Raw genomic sequence first — 22,029 nt, 5'->3', positions numbered from 1 at the left:
CGCGTCGCCGCGTCGGCATCGTCTGCGCAGCAGTGGCCCCGTGCCGGAGAGGCGAGGTTTCAGCACGTCTGCCCGGGCTACTCGTGGGATATGTCCAGACGCTATGGCCGTATCCCTGTAGGGACGGGATTCTCCGCGTCGCGGACACCACGGAACCATGGTGCCGGGATGTCCAGCCCGGTGCTTCTGATGGCCGCCCGGACACAGATGACTGATGGACGTGCCTGCTGTGCCGGGCGCTGTCCCTGGGAGGGGCCATGAGACTGGCCGACTGGCTGCTCGCGCCCGGCGAGCGAGGCAACCCCGCGACCCGTCTGGAGAGCCGCCGACCCGGGGGAGCGGCGTGGTCGACGGGGAATCAGGTACGACCCCTCGTTCACGGCGCGGTGTACTTCGGTGAACTGCTCAAGGCCGTCCGCGCCCAACAGCCCGGCGACCTGCTGCTGTTCACCGACTGGCGCGGCGATCCCGACGAACGGCTCGACGGCCCCGGCAGCGAGATCGGAAAGGTGCTGTGTGCGGCGGCCGAACGCGGAGTCATCGTCAAGGGGTTGATCTGGCGTTCTCACCTGGACCGCTTCCAGTTCAGCGAACGCGAGAACCGTCACCTGGGTGATGAGATCAGAGCGGCGGGCGGGGAATGCCTGCTCGACATGCGGGTGCGCCCCGGCGGCTCGCACCACCAGAAGGCCGTCATACTGCGTCACCCGGGACGGCCCGAGCAGGACGTCGCCTTCGTCGGCGGCATCGACCTGTGCCACAGCCGTCGCGACGACACCACACACCACGGCGACCCGCTCAGCCAGCCGTTCGCCGCGGCCTACGGGCCGCGCCCGCCCTGGCACGACGTCCAACTCGCGATCCACGGCCCTGCCGTCGGCGATGTCGAAGCCACCTTCCGCGAACGCTGGGAGGACCCGGCCCCGCTCAGCCGCAGCCCGCTGGGACGGCTGCGAGAGCTCATGCACCATGAGGACACCACAGCAGACCCGCTTCCCCCACAGCTGGACGACCCGGAGCCCTGCGGCACACACGCCGTGCAACTACTGCGCACCTACCCATCCCGTATCCACGGCTACGACTTCGCCCCGCACGGCGAGCGCAGCATCGCCCGCGCCTACCGAAAGGTCCTGCGCCGGGCCCGCTCTCTTGTCTACCTGGAGGACCAGTACCTGTGGTCGGCCCAGGTCGTCAGGTGCTTCGCCGAGGCGCTGGCCGCTCACCCCGAGCTCCGACTCATCGCGGTCATCCCGGCCCAGCCCGACGAGGACGGGCGGATGACGCAGGCGATGAACCTCGTCGGGCGGATCAGCGCACTGAACCTGCTGCGCCGCGCGGGCGGTGACCGGGTCGCCGTCTACGCACCGGAGAACCATGCCGGCACTCCCGTGTACGTCCACGCGAAAGTCTGCGTCATCGACGACGTGTGGTCCTCTGTCGGATCGGACAACGTCAACCGCCGCTCCTGGACGCACGATTCCGAGTTGAGCTGCGCCGTCGTGGACGAGGCGCTCGACCCTCGTGAGCCACGCGACCCTGGAGGCCTCGGCGACGGAGCCCGCGCCTACGCCCGCGACCTGCGACTCGAACTGGCCTGCGAGCATCTGGACCGCGCAGACCCGTCGGAGCTGTGCGACCCGGTGAAGGCGTTCCGCGCCTTCGCGGAGTCGGCCGCCGCGCTGGACGCGTGGTACGACGGCGGACGCCAGGGCCCCCGGCCTCCCGGCCGTCTGCGCACCTACCGCACCCCGCGACTGTCGCCCGCCATGACGGCCCTGGTCACCCCCTTCTACCGCCTGCTCGCCGACCCCGACGGCCGCCCCCTGGCGCTGCGCCGTACCGACTCGTACTGAACGCCCTCTTCTGCCCCTGACCATTGAGGACGTCAGCGGTGGGTGAACCGAAGCGCAGAGCGCTCCTTGTGAAGTCACGCCGTATTGCGCGGCAATTACCGTGCGGTCGGCGGGCTCTGACAAGCGGCTCAAAGGCATTGCGTCATTCTCGCGGCCTCGGGAGGGATGACCCGCCGCCGCCTCACCGGCGCGTCCACCTTCTCCTGGCGCAACCCGACTCCGCATGGCGAAGTCCGTATTCCAGAAGAAAACAGGAGGAAACAACGGGAGGCGGCGACCTATCGGAACTGCGTTCAGCACTTCCAGGTGGCCCAGTACCACTTCCCCTTCATCTGGCCGTCCGACAGCCTCACCGGCGTGGTGGTCTGAACGCCCGTGGAGCCCTGGCCCGGGTAGTACCAGTAGTAGTGGCCGTGGTTGCGCTTGCCGTAGTGGGCCTCGATCCAGCCCTGCGAGTGCCGCCAGTACGGCGCGAACCACCAACCGCCGGCCTCACCAGGACCGATGTGGCTCTCGAGCGACTGGCTGGCGCTGAGGGTTGTCCCCACCTGCCAGGTCTCGGTCTGGGTCGAGCTGGTGGACATGCCCGCCTCGATCTCTTGCGCGAGGCCGGCGGAGACCTCCACCGACGTCGACTGCTCGAAGGAGTACGACGTGGTGCGGTCGGTGCGCCAGGTGAGGGTCTGGTCGACGGTCTGACTGCCCGAGCAGTTGTAGATCGGGTTTCCCACCTCCCGGCGCTTGCCCAGCGCGGTCCACGCGTTGACCTCGTGGTACCAGCACTTGGCCTTGCCGTGGTTGCAGTCCCAGACCACGTCCGGCCGGTCGTCACCCCAGCCGGGGCTGGTTTGGCACTGGCCGATCCGGCAGAGAACGGGATCAGGAGGACGGCGAGGGCGGAGGTGAGGACGGCCAGTTTTCTGCGGCCGGTCTTCTTCAGGCGCATGGGGGCTTTCTCCCATCGGGTCGGTCGAAGCAGCGACAGGACGATCCTTGGAGCCCAGGAGTTGACCGACCACCCGTTTCATCAGGGCTGTCAATCCTTCGGCAGGGACATCAACCCCCGCACACCCTCCGGTACGGGGCGTCTGGAAGGTAGGTCCGCCACTGCGCCCGCGTCAGCCCGCTGCCACCCGCCCGCGCGCACACCTGTGCCACGACCTGCTCGGGATCGACCACGTACCGCTGGAGCGGGACATGCGCGCTGCCCGCGTACAGGGTCGTGCCGTCCGGGCCGAAGGCGAGCGAGTCGAGACGTTCGCCCGACGTGGTCAGCGGTCCGCCCAGGGGTTGCCGGGCGGCCACGTCCCACAGCTGGAGGCTGCCCGCGTCGCCGCCGACGGCGAGGATGCGGCCGTCCGGGCTCAGGGCCAGCGCGCTGACCGCCTCGGGGGTGGTGTCGTGCACGGCGGGGAATGCGTTGCGCAGCATGCCGGCCCGGTGTTGCACGTCCCCGTCCCACAGCGCGACCCTGCCGGTCTGGTCGCCCACGGCCAGCAGGGAGCCATCGGTGTCGAAGGCGAAGGCGCCGACCTGGTCTCCCTGGACGAGATTGCGTCCGGTGACGGAGCCGCCAGGGAGCCGCGCGAGGCGGTTGTCACCGACCAGGAGCCGGCCGTCGGGGCGCACGGCCAGGTTGCCGCTGGCCAGACCGGGAAGGGTCAAGACCGGTCGGTGGCGCGCGGTGTCCCACACCTCGTCGCGCAGCTCGCCGACGGCGGGCGTGCGGACGCCATACAGCCTGAGGCCGCCGGAGTCGAGGGCCAGGCCGATGACGGCCCCGGCGGAGTCGCCGGTCGCAAGGTCCAGGGTGGTACGCACGCGGTGGTGGGACACGTCCCAGAGCGTGATCAGCTGGGGGGCGGCCTCGTAGCCGGCGGCGTAGATGCCGTAGGCGAGTGTGCCGCTGTCCGGGTCGAACGCCATCAGGGGTGTGGTGTCGCTCGGGTCGACCGGGCGTGCGGGATCACGGGAGACGGGGAGAGGAGAAGACGGCAGCGTCCGTACGACGTGGCCGTCCCGGGTGTCACGGAGCTGGAAGCGGTAGTTGCCGCCGACGCGTTCGGCGGTGGCCAGGGAACGGCCGTCCGGGCTGAGCAGTGCCTCGTCCAGGGGGTGCCCGAGCCAGGCGGGGGTGACGGTCCGGGTGAGGTCGAGTGTGTGGACGGCGCCGCCTTCGAGGTAGCGCAGGGTCGGGTGGCCGGGATCCCAGTACAGGCCCCGGTACAGGTGCTGGCCGTCGAGGGCGTGACGGAAAACGGGGGCGTCGGGGGAGGACAGCCGCCACACCGTGATCTCCGTGCTGTCGGCCGTCGCCAGAAAGTCTCCTTCCTTGCTGAAGGAGGCGTAGTCCACGCCCGGCTGGGAGAGCTCGGCCACTTGGTGTCCCGTCCGGATGTCCCAGACGCGGACGCCGTTCGCGGTGAACGCGGCCAGCCGCCCGGAGGCCAGCACCGGCGGGGCCTCGTCGTCTCCGCAGACGTCCGTTGCCTTCGTCCAGTCTCCGGACATTGCGCTATGGCGGGCGGTGTCCCACACCCGTGGTGCGGCCGAGGCGGAGGAGCAGGCCACCATCAGCGGACCGCCGGGACCCCGGCCCGCGGCCACGTCGCCGCTGGGCGACCGTGCGGTGAACAGCAGACGGCCGTCCCGGACGGAACGCAGCAGTACCCGGTCGTCGCCGTCCACGGAGGTCACCAGATAGCCGGCACCGGTGAAGTCGACGATGGAGTAGGGCTTCTCCGGATGCGCCGGGTCGCCGGTCCATGCTCCGGTGGCCGTGTCCCACAGCCGTACACCGTCGCTCGCCGAGAGCGCCAGCACACGTGCGTCCTCACTTACCGCGACCGCCGTCTGTCCGGCGGGGAGCCGCCCCGACGCGATGTGCCGGTGGCTGGTCACGTTCCAGGTGCGCCAGGTGCGGCCCTCGACGCTGAGCAGCGTACGGCCGGAGTCGGCGAGGAAGCGATCGGAGTCGTCACCGGGTTCGGGGTCGGTGAAGGCATCCGTCTCCGGCTGGGCGAGGGAGCCGAGCAGGGCCCGGTGGGTCTCAGGAAGTGCGGCCGTCCGCCAGGCGGCCACGCCCAGCAGCAGCGCGGCACGCGGGTCGGTGGTGCGCAGTGCGTCGGCGACGTCGGCCACGTGGCGGGCCGTGTTCTGGGTGCGCTGGGTCCGGTTGTCGTCGTACTCGCGCCAGACGGCGAAGCCCGTCATGAGGGCCACCGCCAGGACGGCGGACAGTGACACGGTCAGGAAGCGGTACCTGCGGCCGGCGCGAGCGGCTGCCCGGCGTTCCGACGCGCGGGCCTCGAGCGCGCGGGTGAGGAACGTCCGCTCCGACACGGTCAGCGCCTGGTCCCGCTCGTGGCCGGGGAACAGCTCCTCGGCGCGGGTCAGCCGGGTGCCTCGGTACAGCGCGCCGGGGTCGCAGTCGTGCTCCAGCCAGGTGCGGGCCGCGTCCGCGAGCATCCGGTGGTGGCGCAGCCTTTCGCGGTCCTGCTCGATCCACTCGTGCAGCCGGGGCCAGCACGTGATGAGTGCCTCGTGAGCGAGTTGGACGCCGTCCTCGTCGGCGGTCAGCAGCCGGGCACGGGTCAGCCGTTCCACCACGACCGTCGCGTCCAGGGTCGCCCACTCCTCCAGTTCGGAGTGGGCGAGGGGGCGGCGGGTGTCGGGGGTGCCCTGGCCTGGCTCGACCATCCGCAGCATCAGGTGCCGTGCGGTGCGGGCCTGCTCCGGCGACAGGCCGGCGTACACCTTCTCGGCGGTCGCCGCGATCGCGCCGCGCACCCCGCCTGCGGCCTCGTAGGCGGCGAGCATGAGCGTCCGTCCCCTGCGACGCCGCCAGGTCTCCAGCAGGGCGTGCGAGAGCATTGGCAGGGCGCCGGGTTCGCCGTGGACCTCGTCGATCAGACGGGCGGTCAGTGTCCGTTCGACGAGACAGCCGACCGCCTGGGCCGGGCCGACCACCGCCTGCCGCAGTTCGTCGGCCGCCATCGGTCCCAGCAGCAGCGCGGCACCTCGCAGGGCGTCCGCCAGGCCCCTGTGCTCGGCGCAGCGGGCATAGAAGTCGGCGCGTACGGCGACCAGCACCAGCACTCTGTTGCCAGGGTCGCGGGCGGCGAGCAGCAGATCGATGAAGCGCGAGCGCTGATGCGGGTCGCGGCAGAGGGTGAAGACCTCCTCGAACTGGTCCACGACGACCCAGCTCTCCGGCTCGTCCTCGGCCGGGGTGAAGAGGTGTCCGTAAGTCGTGGCGGGTGTGGGCCCGGGGGTCATGATCCGCAGCTTCACGGGGTGGTCGCGCTCCGCGCTCATCTCTTGCAGCCGGGGGATCAGGCCGGCCCGCAGCAGGGACGACTTCCCGCTCCCCGAGGGGCCGAACAGCACGGCGAACCGTTGCCGGCACAAGAGGTCACTGACCTCGGTCACCTTTTGGTCCCGCCCGAAGAACAGATGGCGGTCGGACGGCTCGAACCGGGTGAGGCCGCGATATGGGGACGGAGCGTCCTCGGGAAGTTCGGTGGGGGCTCGGTCCAGCTCCGCCTCGGCCTCCTTCCACCGGCTTTCCCACTCGCCGGGGTCGCCCGCGCAGGCGCGCGCATATCCGAGGACGACGGCGAGCGAGGGCAGTCGCTTGCCCCTGGCGGCTTCGGACAACGTTGCCGACGAGAACCCCGCCGTCCTCTCCATCGTCCGGTAGGAGGGACTGCCCGCGTCCCTGCGCAGCTCCCGCAGCTCGCAGGCGAGCCGCTGCACCGGACCGGCCGTCGGGTCCAGGGGTCTCTCCGGACGCCCCATGCGCTCGTACCTCCATGCACCTGGCGAAAAGAGACATCAGGAGCGATGACCATACGAGTGGCCCGACGACGTCTGAATTGCCCCCGGGTGACGGCCAGGTGAATCCGATCGATCCTTCGGCTCCGACGGGGTTGATTTGTGTGACGGAAGGGAGGTGCCTGCCAACTCTCCGGTGGCGAATCTCAATGAGGCAAGGCCGGATCCCGGCACACTGAACACCTGGAGAGAACAGCGCCATGTCCCGCATCCAAGCCATCCGTAACCTGTCCACCACGGCCGTCGCGTCGGCCGCGCTCGTCGCTGTCGCCGTCACCGGCGTGAGCGGGCTCACGTCAGGCAACCACCCGTCCTCCCTGGGAGCGCAGGTCCAGCTGGCGGGCAAGGACGTTCCGACCGACGGCATGAGCTACGACATGACCGTCGGCGTCCACAAGGACTTCGCCAACCGCTACGACGCCATCATCAACGACATCCGCGGTCGGCTCAGGGGCACCCACCTCTACGGCAACATCATCTTGACCAGGGCAGTGGACGACTACTTCCCCGTCACCCTGGCCATGGGTGGCAGCCAGGTCACCCTGGTGATCAACGCGAGGAACCTGTACGTCGTCGGCTGGCGCAATGACGGCACGGACACGTACTACCGGCTGAACACAGGGCCCACGACCTACGGCGGTGCGCGTCACCGGAACCTCGAATGGGTCAACTACAACGACATGGAGAGAGCGGCCGGTGTCGGTCGGGACAGCCTGGGCATCTCCATGGGCACCATCCAGGGCGCGATCAGTGACCTGGGCAGCCCTAACAGCACGGCAGCCGGCCGGAACGAGGCGCGGTCCCTGTTGATCCTCACCCAGGCCCTCGCCGAAGGCGCCCGCTTCGACTTCATCTCCTACCGCATCAGCCAGGCAATCAGAGGCAGCCAGAAGTGGTACCCGGGCACGTCGTCGAGGGTCAGCAGCAACGGGTCGAGCGGCAGCAACATCGATGTGACCGGCATTGAATTCGAGAACAACTGGGACGGCATCTCCAGGGCCGCCCAGAACGCGACCCAGAACGGCACCCACCCGAATTACCGGATAGGCGACGGCACCCTCTGGACGCTGTCGGCCATCGACGCTCAGTTGGCAGTGGCTCTTCACCACTCTCTGTGACACGGCGAGCCCTCAACCGCGCCGGGCGGGGTGGGTGTCGGACGACGCCCCCCCCATGGAGGTGCCCACCTCGCCGACGACTCCATCGTCCGCGCCCCGCACCGGTCGCCGGCGCGGGGCGTCGCCGGCCGGGCGCCGGGACAGCCTGATCGTGGCGGCCCACCACACCATCTGTGCTGATCGTCGGGCATGTCCTCTCCGGGCGCGAGCTTGCCCCGCTGGTCCGCGTCGGCCACGACGGCCTTCGCCCCGCTCGCGCCGAATCGCAGGGCCACGGCGGACGGCGCGAAGACGGTGAACACAGGCACCTGCGCAGCTCAGCGGCGCCACTTGCCCAACAGGGCCACGACCAGGTCGGCGGACTTGGCCATGTCACTGGGTGTGCGTGACGAAGGCTGTGCGCGCGATCAGACGGTGGTCGCCTACAGCGCCAACGCCGCGCCGGTGCTTGCGGCGCCCGCCGGTACCTGACGCCCCATGCCTGTCCCGCCTCTGCGCACTTCCTCCGCGGTCAACCTGGCTCCCGCTCTCGATCAAACCGCTGCCTGGCAGCTCATTTGCCCCAGAGTCTGGATTGTTCAACGATCCTTCAATAGGATTGTTGAAGGATCGGCGTCCAGTAGTGCAGATGCGGAACGGTAACCAACCGGAGGGCTGCGGGACATGAGCAGACGTCAGTTCGAAGATGTGGACGACCATGGGCACATCCTGTTCAGCGACGACCCCGCGCTGGGGCTCGAGGCCGTCCTGATGGGTCTGGAGACCGCGGAAGGCACCGTCACCCTCCACCACACACAGACACGTCACATGCCCGCCGCCCTCTTCGAGTTCAGGCATTCGCTGAGAGTGCGCGGCTACGGGATCAAGTACGCCGTACCGGAGGCTGCCTCGCTCGCCGACGTACCCAAAGAGCCGCAGATCGAAGGCGCCATTCTGTTCGGCATGAGGCGCCTGCCGCCCGAGTTCTCCGATCTGCGCCTGCCCGAAACGCCACGTTCCGACGATGACGGGGGCTGCCCCGACGAGAAGCGGCCCACCATATTCGACGAGCTGCGAATGCGGGAACCACCGCGACGCGATCCCGACGAGGTCTACTTCGGTATGAGACGCAGGCCGCCCGGCTACGCCGACCTGCACTCGATCCCTGGCTGGGAACTGCACGAGATGGCCGATGACCAGCCAGGACCGTGGCAGGATTTCGGACACACCTACTCCCGGCTGGAACTGCGGACGCCCGACGGGAACATCTACTCCCGGACTTGGGTGCCGCACGACCCCGAGTGGGAGGCTGCCGCCCTGCGTCACGGATATGTCGTATGCCTGTGCGGCGTGGATCTGGGGGTCCGCTTCCCGTACGGGATGACCGACGAGCAGTACACGCCGGGCATGCGCAACGAATGCTTCCGTTACGGATGCGCAGTGGGTCTGACTGTCGGTGGACTCGTCGCCTACGTCGGCCATCGCTGACGCGCGACACCGAGCCCGCACGCATCGAGTACTGGCCGGGCGCAGTCGTGCAGCAGGTCCGCCCAGGACTCGGCCGATTCGCGGTAGCCGTCCTTGAGCGCGACCAGTTCCTCGTACGCGGAGTCGATGTGGGCGAGGTGGCGGTCCATGAATGCGGCGTGGTCGGCCTGCCACCGCTGGGCCAGCCGCGTGATCGTCGCCGGGGAGAGTCTGGCCGAACGGCCCAGGAACTGCCCCCGGGCAAGCGCGAAGTCAAAAACATGCCTGAAGATATTCCATCGGTCTTTAGGAGATGTCGGAGGCCAACTGGGCGCGTGTGAGTCCCCGCTCACGGCATCTGTGTTTCAAGTCGTGGCGTTTTGCGGGCAGTTCGTTTGCTCTAGCGCCGCTTGGGTGGCGCTCCATCAGTGCATCCGCTGTTGCGAGATGTGTCCCGTGGTGGCCTAATGGATGAAAGAGGGTGAAGTGATGCTGAAGGGGCGTTCGGCGGGGCGTTGAACGCGGCGCGTGACTCCCACCCCGTAGGCCGATGAGCACAGTTGAGCGTCGTGCCGTATTGCGATCGACGGAGCAGCCTCAGCGGTTGGCGACGCGTGCGCTGTGTCGAACGCACGCGTCGCGACAATACAACCCGTTCGCGAGCGGGGCCTCGAACGCCGAGAACATGGCGCCCCAGGCCCGACCACGGAAAAGCGAGCGAGTCAACGCGCTTGTAACACCGCGCACTTGGCTCAGGTGGATCGCTGGCGCACATGTCACCGCGGCCCGGATAGCTGCCCTTTCGCGCATCGAGCCCTCCCACCCGATCTGTCGCGCACCTTGATGAGAAGGAGTCGTGGCCATGTCTCTCCCGATGGCTCCAACGCAGATCCTGCTCCACAGCGACCAGCACAATGGGCAGTTCCTCTTCGTTTCCAACGACTTGGAGGGCCCGGACAAGGTCGTGGAAGCTCACCCCCCGGCTGGCGAATTCCGTAACCGGTTCGAGGCACAGAGCGACGGCAATGGCGGCGTCCGCCTCTACAACCCTGCGACCGGCTACTACCTCTTCGTCTCCAACGACGACGCAGAGGGAGACAACATCGTTGAGGGGCACCCCTACCGCGACGAGCCCCGCAACAGCTTCATCCCGCTCGAACCGGAACCCGGGTCCTTTATGTTCCTCAACCCCACCTACAGCCGTTTCCTGTTCCTGTCCAACGACCAAAGGGCTGGCGACTATGTGATCGAAGCGCACCCCAGCGTCGAGCTTCGCAATCGCTTCACAGCGATCCCGGTGGCCTGAATTCCCTTGCCCAGGGCCGAACCGCTGCCCCCAAAAGCTGGGTGAGAAACCGAGTTGCTGTCTCGCCTGATTGCGAACATTTTGGTCCAGCCGGTCAGCTCGCTACGCCGGTTGACGGCGTGGAGCGTGGTGGGCAGCCGGGATGGGTGATGCTGATCATGGCCGTGGTCGGCTACACGGCTTCTGCCGGAGTAGGGAAGATCTCGCAGCTGTACGGGGCCAAAGTGTCGCTTCAGTTCGCGGACCCATCGTCATGGCCCCGAGCGTCCCGTGGTCCGTGTCCGGACTGGAAGCCCCGTACGAAAGGGCTCAACGGGGGCGCCCTCAAGCCGCCGTCGTCCCCCGTACCGCGTTGTCCAGATGGGCGATGACCCTCGCCACGTCGTCGCTCTCGGTGTGGCGGATCAATTCCAGGGCCGGGCGGACCAAGGCGGTCGGGCGGGCTATCAGCCGGGCCAGGACCGCGGCCCGGATGTCCAGGCGGTCGATGATGGTCTCGCGGTCCTGTTCACGCTGGCCGGCCAGAAGGACCGCGTTGTGCCAGGCCTCCGCGCGGGACTGCACGATGCTGAAGTCGAGGATCTGCTCGTCGGTGCGGCCGCCGACCCGGTCCAGCAGGGAAAGGAGCGGTGACACGGCGTCGACCGAGTCCTGTACCGCCAGCACCACCCGCGCCAGGATGTCGTTGATCAGCAGGAAGTCGTGCCGCAGCGCCTGGATGTCCCGGCCGGGGTCCGTCCCCGCGGCGGCGACGGCCAGGTCGAGGTTGATGTGCGCGTTCACGCCGAGTATCAGGTGCTGGACGATCACGGTGTCCGAGTCGTCGAGCAGGCCGAACGTCTCGCGCCAGCAGCGCGGCCCGCTCCGGTCGCGGCGCCAGGCGTCGTGCGCCGCGAAGTAACGGTTCCCGAAGAGCGTGTCGAAGCGGTCCATGCGGGCACCGTCCTCGAACTGCCCCTCATGGATGGCCGTACGGATTTCGACGGTCACCTGCCGGTACAGGGCCGCGAAGTACCCGATCCTGTCACCGGTGCGGGTCGCTTCCCGCACGATCTCGGCAAGCCCGTCCACGACCTCGTCGATGTTCTGTGCCGTCATGCCCAACTCCCCTTTGCCGGAACCACACTTCGGACTGTTCAGTGTCACCGGTACCGGCCGTTCCGGCAGGCCTCACGCCAGGCCGCGTCCGACGGCGGTTGCCCTCACCCCGCCCGCCACCGCTGCTCCGCGCCCCCGCTCAACGGCACCAGCGACACCCCCTCGGCCCCCTCCGGTGTCACCCCCGTCTCGATCGCGATCGCCGGGCGGATCACGCCGTCGGAGTCCACCGTGAACCTCAGGTTGTCCCCGTGGCCGCCGTCCACCGAGTCGCACTCCCAGACACCGACCCCCTTCTCCACCGACCCCCGGCTGTCCAGGCACAGGTCCGAGTCGGCGGACGACTGCACGACCCCGCGTGCCGCATCGACCCGCCACAGTTGGGTGGCCGACGAGGTGCAGGGGGCCGTGATCACATCCGTGCCCTCCGTCAGGTCACCGTCCCGGATGTCCAGGCACCGGCCCGTGGAGACGTTCACCACCTGCGCATACGTGCCGTTGGGCGCGTGAGCGGTGGGGGAGGGGGAGGGAGTCGGCGTGGGGCCTGCGGACCTGGTCGGCTTTGAACTCCGCTTCGGGGGGTGCGACTTGGGAGGCGTCGGCGACTGCGTCACCGGGATCGTCGCCGTCACCGTGACTTCCGTGGGAGCCGACGGCACCGCCACCGTGCCCGCCGCCGCCCCGGGGCGCGGCGCGTCCCCCGGCAGCAGCAGGAAGAACAGCATCGGCGCCAGCGCCACACCCAGCGCCGCCGAGGCCAGCACCAGCCGGCGGGAGGGCGACCGAGTCGTGGGAGCTCCCAGGGGGTTGCCCGCCGTCTCCGAACGGTTCCGCAGCACGTACGACGATCCCGCCCAAGGCAGCAGGCCCTCTGCCAGCGTCGCCCGCGGCGCGTCCCGCAGTGCCGTCAGTTCCTCGTAGGCGCCCGTGCAGTGGGCACAGTGCGCCATGTGGGCGTGCAGGTCGGCGCTGTCCCGAGGGGTGTCGGGACGCACCGACTCCTCGATCAGGCGTCGGAAGTCCCCGCAGCGCGGATCGTCGGACGCGGCCAGACGGGACTTCAGACAGGCCTGGGCCATGGCCTGGAGGGCCTGTTCGGTGCCGTGGACGACGTCCTCGTGGGTGAGGCCCAGGAAGATGGCGGTCACAGTCGGCGGTTCCTGCTCGACGACGCCGTACCAGACCAGGCCCTGTGTGCGGGAGGGGAGGGACTGGAAGGCCGGGAGCATGGTGGGCCTCGGGGCCGCCGTGCTGAGAAGCAGGAGGAGGCCGGCGTCGAGGCCGGCCGAGCGGTCGTCCAGGGACCAGGACTGGGCCACCCGCCCTGCCAGGAGCAGGAGTTGGTGGCGCCAGGGAACCCCCGGATCCACGCCGCGTGCCGTCTCACGGGCCGCGAGCGTGAACGCCTGCGCCGCCAGCTGCCGTGCCGCGGGCTCACTCGTGGTGCACAGGCGGGCGTAGGACAGGACGGACGGCTGGTGCCGGGCGCGGAGTTCTTGGAGGGCCGGGTAGAGCCTGGACGTGTCGGCGCGCAGCAGTTCCGTGAGGCGTGCGTCGGACGCATGGGCGTGTGTGCCGCCGTACTCCTCGGAGTGAACCATGCACCGCCTCCTCGCACCCGTGCTGACGTACCGGCCAGTTTGTCGGGTGACCATAGTGGTGGAAGGGGGCCGGTGGGGAAAGAGGTTTCTGCGGGTAACCCAGTCAGCCTCAGGCCAGGGAACGCCTGAGCGGGGCGTACTTGTGTCAACTACCAAGTCCCCGCAATCGGCATCCTGGTGATTGCGTCTGTCTCACCGAAGCCCTGATGGACGGTGTGGAGAGACTGACGGCCGGTCAGCTCAGGGACGTCAGGGCGTGTGTCATCGATCTGGTGCGGAAGAACGGGTGGGTCGTGGAGTGACGCGGGGGTGGGTTCGTCAGGTGCGGGCCGGATCTTGACGCCGGAGGAGGACGGCCCGTGCCGAGGCGAGGCGTTGTGTCTCGTCGCGGTCCGTGGCGTCGCCCGCGATCTCGTCGGCCCAGCCGAGCAGTTGGTGCAGATGCGGGTCGGTCGTGGCCACAACGATGCGAGGATCACCGACAACGACCTCCCCGCTTGTGCCGTCGATGGCGATGAGGGTGCCCTCGGGCAGCGAACGGCCGCCTACCCGGACGCAGGCCGCGGCGTCGTCGACGACGAGGCTCGCGGCCCCCACCACGGCGGGCTTCCCCATCGCCCGCGCCACCACGGCCGCGTGACTGGTCGGCCCGCCGCGAGCGGTGACGACTCCCGCGGCCGCGGCCAGGCCGTGCATGTCGAGCGGTGAGGTCTCCGGGCGCAGCAGGACGACCGGCCCCTGCGCGGCCAGCCGCGCCGCGTTGTCGGCCGTGGTCGCGACCCTGCCGACGGCGACACCGGGAGACGCCCCCAGCCCGCGGGTGAGGACGTCCGACGCGTCGCCCACCGCGATGCGCGGCGTCCGCACATGCTGGAGATGCTGTGGGGAAACCCGCAGGAGCGCTTCGTCGCGCCCGATCGCGCCCGCGTCGGCGAGGTCGACCGCGACCCGGACCGCGGCGCGTCCCACGAACCGCCCGGGGCGCACCTGGAGGACCCACAACTTGCCCGCCTCGAAGGTGAACTCCACGTAGCACGCGTCGCGGTAGTGCCCTTCAAGTCGGTCCAGGGCGTCCAACAGGCCGGCCCACACGCCCGGTTCCCGGTCGGCCAGTTCGTGCAGGGGCCCGGTCAGGGACCGGCCCGAGACGACGTCCTCGCCCTGGCGGCCGAACAGAACCTCACCGAACGGGACCTGCTCACCGGTGTTGGGATCGCGGCTGAACGCCACTCCCGTCCCGCTGTGCCGGTCGCGGTTCCCGTACACCATCGCCTGTACGGTCACGGCCGTGCCGAGGTCGTCAGGGATGCCGTGCAACTCGCGGTAGGTCTTCGCACGCGGTGTGTGCCACGAGGAGAACACGGCCGCGATCGCGAGTTCCAACTGCCGCGTTGCGTCCTCGGGTACGGGCTCGCCGCTCCGCTCCCGGACGAGCTGCTCGACCTCTTCGATCACCTCGGCGAGACGGCTCGCGTCGGTGTCCGGCCCTGCGGTCGCACGGTCTGCGAACCTGAGGCTCTCCTGGCCGACGCCCAGGACCTCGGAGGCGAAACTGGTCAGGAAGCGCAACCGGGAGTCGAGTGCGAACCGCGGGTCGCCCGTCTCGTCGGCCAGTGCGGTGGCGGCCTCGGGGGTGAGGCCGAGATTGAGGACCGTGCTCATCATGCCGGGCATCGACACGCCTGCACCGGAGCGGACGGACACCGTCAACGGGCGCTCGGGTCCGCCGAGTCTGCGGTGCGTGACGGCTTCGAGGCCGGCGACGGCAGCCGTCAGTTCGGAGGCGAGGCCGCCCGGCAACTGCCCGGCCTGGAAGTAGGCGCGGCAGGCCGCCGTGCTGATGACGAACCCCGGGGGCACGGGCAGTCCGAGGCGCTGGAGCACGACAAGGCCGTGGGCCTTGCCTCCGAGAACCTCAACCGATTCCTCGACCTCGGCCGAAAGCGGGTGAATCCAGGTCATCGCATTGCCATCTTCGCGTCGCTGTTGCTGGTTCGGCAGAGGGGTTCAATGGCGCGGGATACCGAGCGTGGCCAGCAGGTCTTCGTGGAGCTGGAACCACACCGTGTGATACGAGGTGGTGCTGTCCGTCACGTACTCCAGCTCACCCGCTTTGGCGCGGGCGAGCGCGGCGGCGAGTCGGAGCGGATAGCCCTGGAAGCGGAGCAGGGCGGCGGACAAATCCGTGCAGACGGGCTTGGCGCGCCGGTGGAATTCACTGAACCGGCCCAGGATCCGGTCGTCGTAGGCGCGGTCGCTGTGGTCGTTCATCGTCATGGCGCCGTCGGCGGGGCGCAGCTGCCAGGCCGTGCAGAGGTCAAGCAGCTCGGGATTGAGCACGAGGAACCGATCGAACGCCGCGGTCACGGCCGTTCGGGCGCCGGCCGTGTCCAGCTCGTCGGCGATCCGCTCCGCGTCCGCGGCCCGGCCGGCGTCCGTGAGGCCCCAGCCGCCGAAGTCGCCCGGGGTGCGGGTGACGAGTCTGGCCACGGCGAGGTCGATCAGCTCCGACTCCACGTCGGACACGGAGAGCCCGGTCACCGCGGACACCGCGGCGGGGCCCGAGAAGCCGGTGCAGCGCAGGGCATGGAGCACCAGGAGGTCGGTGCTGGTCGGGTGGGATGACATGGGCTGGGTCATGGTGCGGCCCCATCCGGTGCGGTGTGGGAGATGTCCGAGGTGGTGCGGCCGACGGTCGCCGCGGCGTGTGCGGCACCCTGGCCATGGGCTCGGGCGACGAGCAGGCCCTGCCGGACGCGCACCGCGTGTTCGGCGGTGTCGTCGGCACCGGGTACGCCGACGGCCGAGGCCAGCAGGCCGCGATCGTCGAGGACGAGCTGGAGGCGCGGCCAGGTGTCCGGGGTGAACACGCGACGCAGGCACCGGGTGAAGTCACTGATCCGGAGCTGCACGAGGCGTCCGATCTCGGCCGGATCGGCCGTCGCCACGGCCACGGTGACCCGGTCTCCGTCCCCGGCGGCGCGGACGCTCTCCTCGGCGGCGTCCAGACGGTGGCTGCCGAGGACCACGATCACTCCGTCCTCGTCGAATCCGACCGGCCGGCCGGTGATCAGGTCACGCAGATGCTCCGGCGGTGCCCACGGCTCCCGGCAGACCTGGGCCGGCGGGATGTAGGGCAGGTGCGGCGGGTCCCAGGTGTCCGCGAGGGCGAGTGCGCCCAGGTGCGCGCAGGCCTCGGCGACGTCGAAGGGGTCGCCGAACACGAGCGCCGGGTCCACCGACGCGCCGGGTCCGTCCAGCAGTCTCAGGACCAGCTCGGCCCGCCGTACCTGCCGCGCGGGCCGGGTCTGCTCCGGGGCCAGCGACTCCAGGGTGAGCGCCAGCAGCAGTGCCTCCAGCCGGGTCACCTGGCCGAACGCGGTGCGGATCGGTTCCTCGTCGAGCACACCGGCCAAGGAGCGCGGCTGCACCGTGCCGAAAGCGGGTCCGCCACCGGCCAGGGGCTGCTGCTCCAGCCAGCTGCGGGCGAATGAGCGGAGCGCCTCGGTGAGAGTCGGGGGAGGGGAGGGTGGGACCGCGCGTTCGGTCCCGTCGGTGTCGCCGTGCTCGACCATGTCGAGCAGGACTGCGAGATAGAGGGCGCGCTTGCTCGGGAAGTTCGAGTACACCGCGCCACGGGTCAGCTCCGCGCGCTCGGCGATCGCGTCGACCTTCGCCGCGCCGTATCCGCGCTCGGTGAACTCCGTCCTCGCCGCAGCCAGCACGGTCGCGCGTGTGCGCTCCTGCTGCTGGGCCCGGGTCAACCGGACCATCATCCGCCCCTTCCTGGTCCTGTCGCTGTCGGCGTCTGCACAGGAAGGATACAGAGACCATCCCGATGATGTGCCCATCCGAGTTCCGTGCGGGTAGAGGGCACCGCCCGGTCCGCCCGGAGCGCGGGGCGGACCGGGTGAAACCGGTTCAGTGCGCGAACGGCGTATTGCCGGGAAGCTTCTGAGGGTGCCCTCCAGGTCTTTTCTCGATGAATCCCTGCCGTACTCAGGAGGTGCTGGGAGCCCTGCAGTGCCGCGGGGACCACACCGAGCGGATCGAGGCCGCGGGCGCCCTCGGCGATCCAGCCACACAACGGGAGGTGACCGCCGAGCGGATGCTGCTGAACGTCCTCCGAGGCCACTGCAACAGCCCGATCGCCGGGTCCGCCCGGGTGGCCCGGGACGGCGCTCTCTCCCTGCGGGCCTGCGTCTTCAGCGCCGACGGCAAGACAGTGCTGCGCGCCCACGAGTGGGCAGGCCCTCTGGAGCCCGAGGTGCTGGGCACGTCGGTCGGCGTTGCACTGCTCCGCCAGGGGGCACGGGACCTGATCGACGGCATCGCCCACAGGTGAACGGCGCGGAACAGGCAACGCCTGCTGCCAGACGCCGCCACCCGTCCACCCGCCCGGCACGCGTGCTCAGGGCCGGATGCCGGGCCCGAACCCCGTCCAGCGAAGGTCCGACGGCCGATGGCTCATGTCGTTGTACAGCAGCAGCGTCGGTGCCGCGCCGTCGTATTACTCGATCGCCGTCACCGCCGCGTTCCCGTAGCTCATCCCCAGCCACCTGCCCCGCGGCGCGTCCAGCGCGTGCCGGACCAGCCAGGCCACTTGATAGGCGTGGGTGACCAGGACCTCGTGCGTCTCGGTCTGCGCGGGGCATGCGAACCGCTTGGTCAGCGCGTCCGCGAGGCGTTCTCCCTCGGCTGCTTGGAGGGGTCGTACCCGTCGAAGATCGGCGCCCACGCCGCCGGCACATGAGGAACGTGGTCGACCAGCTCGGCCGCCTCCTGCACCGGCACATCGCGCAGACGCTCGCCGATGAGCTGAGCCGACCGCACGGCCCGGGGCAGCGGCGAGTGCCACACGGCGGCGACCGGCAGCCGGGACAGGCGCTCCGCGAGAAGGTGCGTCTGTCGCTGTCCGACGTCGGTCAGCGCGCCGAACGCGTCCGCCGCACCATGTCTGACCACATACAGCCGCTGAGCCGCCATCCCAGACCCCTTCCCCCAGCAGGGCGATTCCCATTTAAAATGACAATAGCATCTGGATGTTATCAACATTCCAGTACCTATGGGGATGAGCCCGCGCCGGGAGAGTGCGGGGAGGCGGAGGTGCGTCGCTCCTCGCCGAACTGTTCACCTCCCGTGTGCTGCGCGACTATCCGCCCGCCCAGTAGTCGCAGATCCCGGACTACCTGTCCAAGCCGGGCTACGGTGCGAACCTCCAGCTGCTCAAGCTGGAGATTGGCGCGGAGACGCCAACTCCACCGACGGCTCCGAACCGTCCATCGACCACACCAAGGGCCAGATCAACTGCGACGCCGGGTACGAGTTCTGGCTCGCCGAGCTGCCGTAGGCCAACCGCGCTTCCCCTGGCACCGGTTCGGATGATTTACGGCGCGGACCTGTCGATCGTGCTTGTCTGACTGCTTAGCGTGATCTTCGCGTGGGGTCGAGGGACCACGTCCCTCCCGTGTATGAGAGTGGCGGGCGGCGGCGAGGTTCGCCTCTCATCACGCGTCCCGCGACCGCCAACGTTTCGCCCTTCGGCGGGAGATCGTCATCCTCGTCGTGATGTGGGGTATGCGATGTTGCACCCGACGGAAGGATTCTCATGACCACCTACGTGATCACCGTGCCCGGCACCTTCACGGCGGGCGTCGACGACGCGGCGAGGCAGCGGCTTGGGCGGGCGCTGCGGCCCGCGGATCCGCACGGCACGAGGATGGGCAGTGCCGAGGACCTGGACGTGCTCTCCGTCAACGACGACAACACCTTCGCCCTCCGGCTCACCGTGGAGGCGGACACCAACGCCGACGCGGAGCGCGAGGCCCGGAGGCTCGCGGACACCGCGCTGCGGGAGGCCGGACTCGACGCGGAAGACGTGCCGCTCGGTCCCGCAGTGATCACCGGCATCGACTCCGAGATCGCCTGACTTGCAGGAGGCGGTCCAACCCGCCGCGCGCCCCTGGGGCCGACGGCGGGTGCGCGGCCACGGCCGTCGCCGTCCGATCATGGAGTGGTCAGGCGTCATCGATCTCTTCGGCCCGGTCCTACGCCAACCGTCGGTGCCCGGAATTGACCAGCTGCCTCGTCCGTAGGTGTGTCGCGGATTCGCGAGACGCGCAACGCGTTTGACGATGAGCAATCGCCTGCGGATGGAGACGGCCGGAAGCAACGACCAGAGCCTCGCATGAACGTGGGACTCCTTGTTCTCCTCGCCAGGCTTCGCAGCGCGGACCCCCTGGACTTCTCCCGAGCCGCCGTCGACGGCTCCCACATCCGCGCGTCAAAAGGGGCTCCAAGACGGGACGAAGCCCTGTTGACCGGGGCGGAAGCGGCGGCAAGCATCACTTGATCACCGATGCCACCGGCGTCCCGCTCGCGGTCACCCTGACCGGCGGCAACCGCAACGACGTCCCCCAGCTCATCCCGCTGCTTCAGGCCGTGCCGTCCGTGCGGGGCAAGCGCGGCCGGCCACGTCGGCGGCCGGATGTTGTCCTGGCTGATCGCGGGTACGACCACGACAAGTACCACCGTGACTCGCTCCCGTCGGCTGGGAAGTCCACATCGCGCAGGGTGCGGATCGGTAGCTCGCGGTCGTCCACTCCGAAACCTTCCCGGGGCCCTGCCTGGCTACCCGGGCTGGGGATCCATTGCGCAGCCACGGGTGCTTGGATCGCTCCTCGGGGTGGTCCTGCCGTGCGCACCGGAGCACGCGAGGTTCGGCCCGGTAGGCGGAGGCGTGCAGGGTCGGAGTGCACCAGGCTGTGAGTACAGTCGCGTACCCACAGCAGAAAGAACCTTGCCGTGACCATCAAGACGGAGTCCGTGTCCCTGGAGGACGCCCGGAGAGTCGTCGCTGCGGGGGAGGCCAAGGCCGACGAGATCGGCTCGCCGAGCAACATCGCTGTTGTCGACGTCGGCGGCAACCTCGTCGCACACATCCGGATGGACGAGGCTTGGATCGGGAGCGTCGACATCTCCATCAGCAAGGCCTTCACGTCCCGGGCCTTCGACATCAGTACCGCCGACCTGGCCGCCAACGCGGGCCCCGGTGACCAGTTCTTCGGGATCAACGCATCCAACAACGGACGCGTCATGATCTTCGCGGGCGGTGTTCCGCTGCGGCAGGGCGACCGGATCGTCGGCGCCGTGGGCGTCAGCGGCGGCAGCGGTGAGCAGGACCAGACCGTGGCCGAGGCTGCGGCGAAGGCCTTCTGAGGACTGGCCCCGCCATGCCGTGATCAGCGGAGCCATCAGCGCGGCCGCTCGTTGGAGACTTTCCGTTCGCCAAGAACAAACCGGGCTGGACGACTACCAGGTCCGCATACATGACGTCCGGTACCGGCACAGCCGCCTCACCTCTTGGCCCGGCATTCGTACTGACCTGCGCAACGCCGGCGCCGAGATCGTCGACGAGGAGGTCGTGATCGACCGCCGGCTGCTCTCCGGCCGCAGCCCGCAGGACCTCCCCGCCTTCGAAATGACATCCGGCACTCCCACGACCGAGTCCCCGTGGATCAGCAGAGGAGATCGTCATGGCAAGCAGCAACCGCGCCGTCACCTTCCAGAACCCGAAGGACATGCGCGTCGAGTCCCTCGACTTCCCGAAGCTCCAGATGCCGAACGGGAAGAAGGCCCCGCACGGAGTCATCCTCAGAATCGTCGCCACCAACATCTGCGGGAGCGACCTGCATATCTACCGCGGGTCCTTCCCGGTGCCCCAGGGCATGGTGATGGGGCACGAGATGACCGGGGAGGTCATCGAGGTCGGACCCGACGTCGAGTTTCTCGGCGAGGGCGACCTCGTCTCCGTCCCGTTCAACGTCGCCTGCGGACGATGCCGCAACTGCAGGGCACGCCGGACCGACGTCTGCGAGACCACGAACCCCAAGGTGGCCTGCGGAGCGTACGGCTTCAACCTGGGTGACTGGACCGGCGGCCAGGCCGAGTACCTGTTCGTCCCCTACGCCGACTTCCAGCTCCTGACCTTCCCGGACAGGGACCAGGCCATGGCGAAGATCCGTGACCTCGCGCTGCTCTCGGACATCCTGCCCACCGCGTTCCACGGTCTCATGGAGGCCGGTGCCAAACCGGGCTCGACCGTGTACCTCGCCGGCGCCGGCCCCGTCGGCCGCTGCGGCGCAGCAGCAGCACGCCTCCTCGGGGCGTCCTGCATCATCGTCGGCGACTACAACAAGGACCGCCTGGAGCTGCTGAAGAAGAACGGCTGCGAGACGATCGACCTGAACCAGGACGCAGCGCTCACCGACCAGATCGAGGCCATCCTGGGCGAACCCATGGTCGACTGCGCAGTCGACTACGTCGGCACCGAGGCGCACGGCATCGGCCGCGAGGCCGACGACATGGACCCGGCCTACGCCCTCAACCAGGTGATCGACGCCACCCGCGCGGGCGGAGCCACCGGAGTCATCGGCGTCTACGGCCCCGACCCGCTCGCGAAGTCGAAGGCCGAGCAAGAGGGAACGTACCCGATCGACTTCGGCAAGGCCTGGATCAAGTCGCCGCGGATCGCCGCCGGGCAGGCACCGATCATGCACTACAACCGCGAGCTGATGATGGCGATCCTGTGGGACCGCATGCCCTACTTGAGCGCCATGCTCAACACGAAGGTGATCAACCTCGACGACGCCCCCGACGCCTACGCGACCTTCGACACGGGAGTGTCCGAAAAGTTCATCATCGACCCACACGGGCTCATTCCCGCCTGAGTTTGCACGCGCGCGGCCACCAGCACTACAGACGGGAGGCCA

The 22,029-nt window shown here is 69.4% G+C and carries 17 protein-coding genes and 3 pseudogenes; 11 read left to right on the top strand and 9 right to left on the bottom strand.

All coding sequences use genetic code 11. The features are described from left to right. Nucleotides 1-257 precede the first annotated feature (257 nt). Nucleotides 258-1,853 carry a phospholipase D family protein gene (locus ACIRB1_RS33955; RefSeq protein ID WP_403468104.1) on the top strand — a complete coding sequence of 532 codons (1,596 nt, stop codon included), beginning with the start codon at nucleotides 258-260 and terminating at the stop codon, nucleotides 1,851-1,853. A gap of 293 nt (nucleotides 1,854-2,146) precedes the next feature. Here ACIRB1_RS33955 and ACIRB1_RS33950 read toward each other — a convergent pair whose 3' ends face one another. Then, nucleotides 2,147-2,668 carry a hypothetical protein gene (locus ACIRB1_RS33950; RefSeq protein WP_403468103.1) on the bottom strand — a complete coding sequence of 174 codons (522 nt, stop codon included), beginning with the start codon at nucleotides 2,666-2,668 and terminating at the stop codon, nucleotides 2,147-2,149. A 241-nt stretch (nucleotides 2,669-2,909) separates the two neighbouring features. After that, the gene (locus tag ACIRB1_RS33945) at nucleotides 2,910-6,653 is read right to left on the bottom strand and encodes a hypothetical protein (RefSeq protein WP_403468102.1); all 3,744 of its coding nucleotides are present in this window, start codon (nucleotides 6,651-6,653) and stop codon (nucleotides 2,910-2,912) included. Nucleotides 6,654-6,889: 236 nt separating this feature from the next. Here ACIRB1_RS33945 and ACIRB1_RS33940 point away from each other — a divergent pair, with 236 nt between their 5' ends. Beyond that, on the top strand, nucleotides 6,890-7,807 hold the full coding sequence (locus ACIRB1_RS33940) for a ribosome-inactivating family protein (protein WP_403468101.1): 918 nt from the start codon (nucleotides 6,890-6,892) through the stop codon (nucleotides 7,805-7,807). A 663-nt stretch (nucleotides 7,808-8,470) separates the two neighbouring features. Beyond that, on the top strand, nucleotides 8,471-9,274 hold the full coding sequence (locus tag ACIRB1_RS33935) for a hypothetical protein (RefSeq protein WP_403468100.1): 804 nt from the start codon (nucleotides 8,471-8,473) through the stop codon (nucleotides 9,272-9,274). On the opposite strand, the gene ACIRB1_RS33930 is transcribed toward ACIRB1_RS33935, so the two are convergent. Then, complete coding sequence (locus tag ACIRB1_RS33930) at nucleotides 9,256-9,423, bottom strand: hypothetical protein (RefSeq protein WP_403468099.1); 168 nt, start codon at nucleotides 9,421-9,423, stop codon at nucleotides 9,256-9,258. The genes ACIRB1_RS33935 and ACIRB1_RS33930 overlap by 19 nt on opposite strands. A gap of 692 nt (nucleotides 9,424-10,115) precedes the next feature. Here ACIRB1_RS33930 and ACIRB1_RS33925 point away from each other — a divergent pair. After that, nucleotides 10,116-10,559: a hypothetical protein gene (locus ACIRB1_RS33925; RefSeq protein ID WP_403468098.1), complete on the top strand. Its 444-nt coding sequence runs from the start codon at nucleotides 10,116-10,118 to the stop codon at nucleotides 10,557-10,559. A 324-nt stretch (nucleotides 10,560-10,883) separates the two neighbouring features. Here the strand turns inward: ACIRB1_RS33925 and ACIRB1_RS33920 are convergent, their stop codons facing one another. From ACIRB1_RS33920 to ACIRB1_RS33900, 5 genes are all read right to left on the bottom strand, one after another. Next, entirely contained in the window at nucleotides 10,884-11,657 is a 774-nt protein-coding gene (locus ACIRB1_RS33920) for a DUF5995 family protein (protein WP_403468097.1), read from the bottom strand. Between the two features lie 104 nt (nucleotides 11,658-11,761). Continuing rightward, nucleotides 11,762-13,258 carry a ricin-type beta-trefoil lectin domain protein gene (locus tag ACIRB1_RS33915; RefSeq protein WP_403468096.1) on the bottom strand — a complete coding sequence of 499 codons (1,497 nt, stop codon included), beginning with the start codon at nucleotides 13,256-13,258 and terminating at the stop codon, nucleotides 11,762-11,764. A 318-nt stretch (nucleotides 13,259-13,576) separates the two neighbouring features. After that, nucleotides 13,577-15,220 carry a pyruvate, phosphate dikinase gene (locus ACIRB1_RS33910; RefSeq protein WP_403468095.1) on the bottom strand — a complete coding sequence of 548 codons (1,644 nt, stop codon included), beginning with the start codon at nucleotides 15,218-15,220 and terminating at the stop codon, nucleotides 13,577-13,579. Between the two features lie 45 nt (nucleotides 15,221-15,265). Next, nucleotides 15,266-15,886 carry a transcriptional regulator gene (locus ACIRB1_RS33905; RefSeq protein ID WP_403468094.1) on the bottom strand — a complete coding sequence of 207 codons (621 nt, stop codon included), beginning with the start codon at nucleotides 15,884-15,886 and terminating at the stop codon, nucleotides 15,266-15,268. 8 nt (nucleotides 15,887-15,894) lie between these two features. Next, the gene (locus ACIRB1_RS33900; protein ID WP_403468093.1) at nucleotides 15,895-17,034 is read right to left on the bottom strand and encodes a TetR/AcrR family transcriptional regulator; all 1,140 of its coding nucleotides are present in this window, start codon (nucleotides 17,032-17,034) and stop codon (nucleotides 15,895-15,897) included. Nucleotides 17,035-17,273: 239 nt separating this feature from the next. Between ACIRB1_RS33900 and ACIRB1_RS33895 the strand changes: the two are divergent. Next, nucleotides 17,274-17,603 (top strand): annotated as a pseudogene (locus ACIRB1_RS33895) (hydroxymethylbilane synthase); the annotation flags it as partial. A gap of 323 nt (nucleotides 17,604-17,926) precedes the next feature. Here ACIRB1_RS33895 and ACIRB1_RS33890 read toward each other — a convergent pair. Beyond that, complete coding sequence (locus tag ACIRB1_RS33890) at nucleotides 17,927-18,244, bottom strand: histidine phosphatase family protein (protein WP_403468092.1); 318 nt, start codon at nucleotides 18,242-18,244, stop codon at nucleotides 17,927-17,929. Between the two features lie 79 nt (nucleotides 18,245-18,323). Here ACIRB1_RS33890 and ACIRB1_RS33885 point away from each other — a divergent pair, with 79 nt between their 5' ends. The 6 genes and pseudogenes from ACIRB1_RS33885 (at nucleotide 18,324) to ACIRB1_RS33860 (ending at nucleotide 21,987) form a co-directional block, all read left to right on the top strand. Beyond that, nucleotides 18,324-18,608, top strand: coding sequence for a hypothetical protein (locus ACIRB1_RS33885; RefSeq protein WP_403468091.1), 285 nt, complete (start codon nucleotides 18,324-18,326; stop codon nucleotides 18,606-18,608). Nucleotides 18,609-18,866: 258 nt separating this feature from the next. Then, entirely contained in the window at nucleotides 18,867-19,187 is a 321-nt protein-coding gene (locus ACIRB1_RS33880; RefSeq protein ID WP_403468090.1) for a hypothetical protein, read from the top strand. Nucleotides 19,188-19,463: 276 nt separating this feature from the next. Next, nucleotides 19,464-19,792, top strand: a pseudogene (locus tag ACIRB1_RS33875) (transposase); the annotation flags it as partial. Nucleotides 19,793-20,062: 270 nt separating this feature from the next. Next, nucleotides 20,063-20,476 carry a heme-binding protein gene (locus ACIRB1_RS33870; protein WP_403468089.1) on the top strand — a complete coding sequence of 138 codons (414 nt, stop codon included), beginning with the start codon at nucleotides 20,063-20,065 and terminating at the stop codon, nucleotides 20,474-20,476. A gap of 133 nt (nucleotides 20,477-20,609) precedes the next feature. Further along, nucleotides 20,610-20,735, top strand: a pseudogene (locus ACIRB1_RS33865) (DJ-1/PfpI family protein); the annotation flags it as partial. Between the two features lie 58 nt (nucleotides 20,736-20,793). Continuing rightward, nucleotides 20,794-21,987, top strand: a complete 1,194-nt coding sequence (locus ACIRB1_RS33860) for an alcohol dehydrogenase catalytic domain-containing protein (protein WP_403468088.1) — start codon at nucleotides 20,794-20,796, stop codon at nucleotides 21,985-21,987. The last annotated feature ends 42 nt before the right edge of the window (nucleotides 21,988-22,029 follow it).

The organism is Streptomyces sp. NPDC096013 (genome assembly GCF_044763565.1).
Lineage (GTDB): Bacteria > Actinomycetota > Actinomycetes > Streptomycetales > Streptomycetaceae > Streptomyces.
Note: the sequence above shows the minus strand (reverse complement) of the source record. Positions and strands in the feature narration are given on the sequence as shown.

Bases quoted from the DNA above. Each gene is read 5' to 3' on its own strand.
- ACIRB1_RS33955 (WP_403468104.1), top strand. From the start codon at position 258: ATGAGACTGGCCGACTGGCTGCTCGCGCCCGGCGAGCGAGGCAACCCC.
- ACIRB1_RS33945 (WP_403468102.1), bottom strand. From the start codon at position 6,653: ATGGGGCGTCCGGAGAGACCCCTGGACCCGACGGCCGGTCCGGTGCAG.
- ACIRB1_RS33940 (WP_403468101.1), top strand. From the start codon at position 6,890: ATGTCCCGCATCCAAGCCATCCGTAACCTGTCCACCACGGCCGTCGCG.
- ACIRB1_RS33935 (WP_403468100.1), top strand. From the start codon at position 8,471: ATGAGCAGACGTCAGTTCGAAGATGTGGACGACCATGGGCACATCCTG.
- ACIRB1_RS33930 (WP_403468099.1), bottom strand. From the start codon at position 9,423: ATGGACCGCCACCTCGCCCACATCGACTCCGCGTACGAGGAACTGGTC.
- ACIRB1_RS33925 (WP_403468098.1), top strand. From the start codon at position 10,116: ATGTCTCTCCCGATGGCTCCAACGCAGATCCTGCTCCACAGCGACCAG.
- ACIRB1_RS33920 (WP_403468097.1), bottom strand. From the start codon at position 11,657: ATGACGGCACAGAACATCGACGAGGTCGTGGACGGGCTTGCCGAGATC.
- ACIRB1_RS33915 (WP_403468096.1), bottom strand. From the start codon at position 13,258: ATGGTTCACTCCGAGGAGTACGGCGGCACACACGCCCATGCGTCCGAC.
- ACIRB1_RS33910 (WP_403468095.1), bottom strand. From the start codon at position 15,220: ATGACCTGGATTCACCCGCTTTCGGCCGAGGTCGAGGAATCGGTTGAG.
- ACIRB1_RS33905 (WP_403468094.1), bottom strand. From the start codon at position 15,886: ATGTCATCCCACCCGACCAGCACCGACCTCCTGGTGCTCCATGCCCTG.
- ACIRB1_RS33900 (WP_403468093.1), bottom strand. From the start codon at position 17,034: ATGATGGTCCGGTTGACCCGGGCCCAGCAGCAGGAGCGCACACGCGCG.
- ACIRB1_RS33890 (WP_403468092.1), bottom strand. From the start codon at position 18,244: ATGGCGGCTCAGCGGCTGTATGTGGTCAGACATGGTGCGGCGGACGCG.
- ACIRB1_RS33885 (WP_403468091.1), top strand. From the start codon at position 18,324: ATGGGGATGAGCCCGCGCCGGGAGAGTGCGGGGAGGCGGAGGTGCGTC.
- ACIRB1_RS33880 (WP_403468090.1), top strand. From the start codon at position 18,867: ATGACCACCTACGTGATCACCGTGCCCGGCACCTTCACGGCGGGCGTC.
- ACIRB1_RS33860 (WP_403468088.1), top strand. From the start codon at position 20,794: ATGGCAAGCAGCAACCGCGCCGTCACCTTCCAGAACCCGAAGGACATG.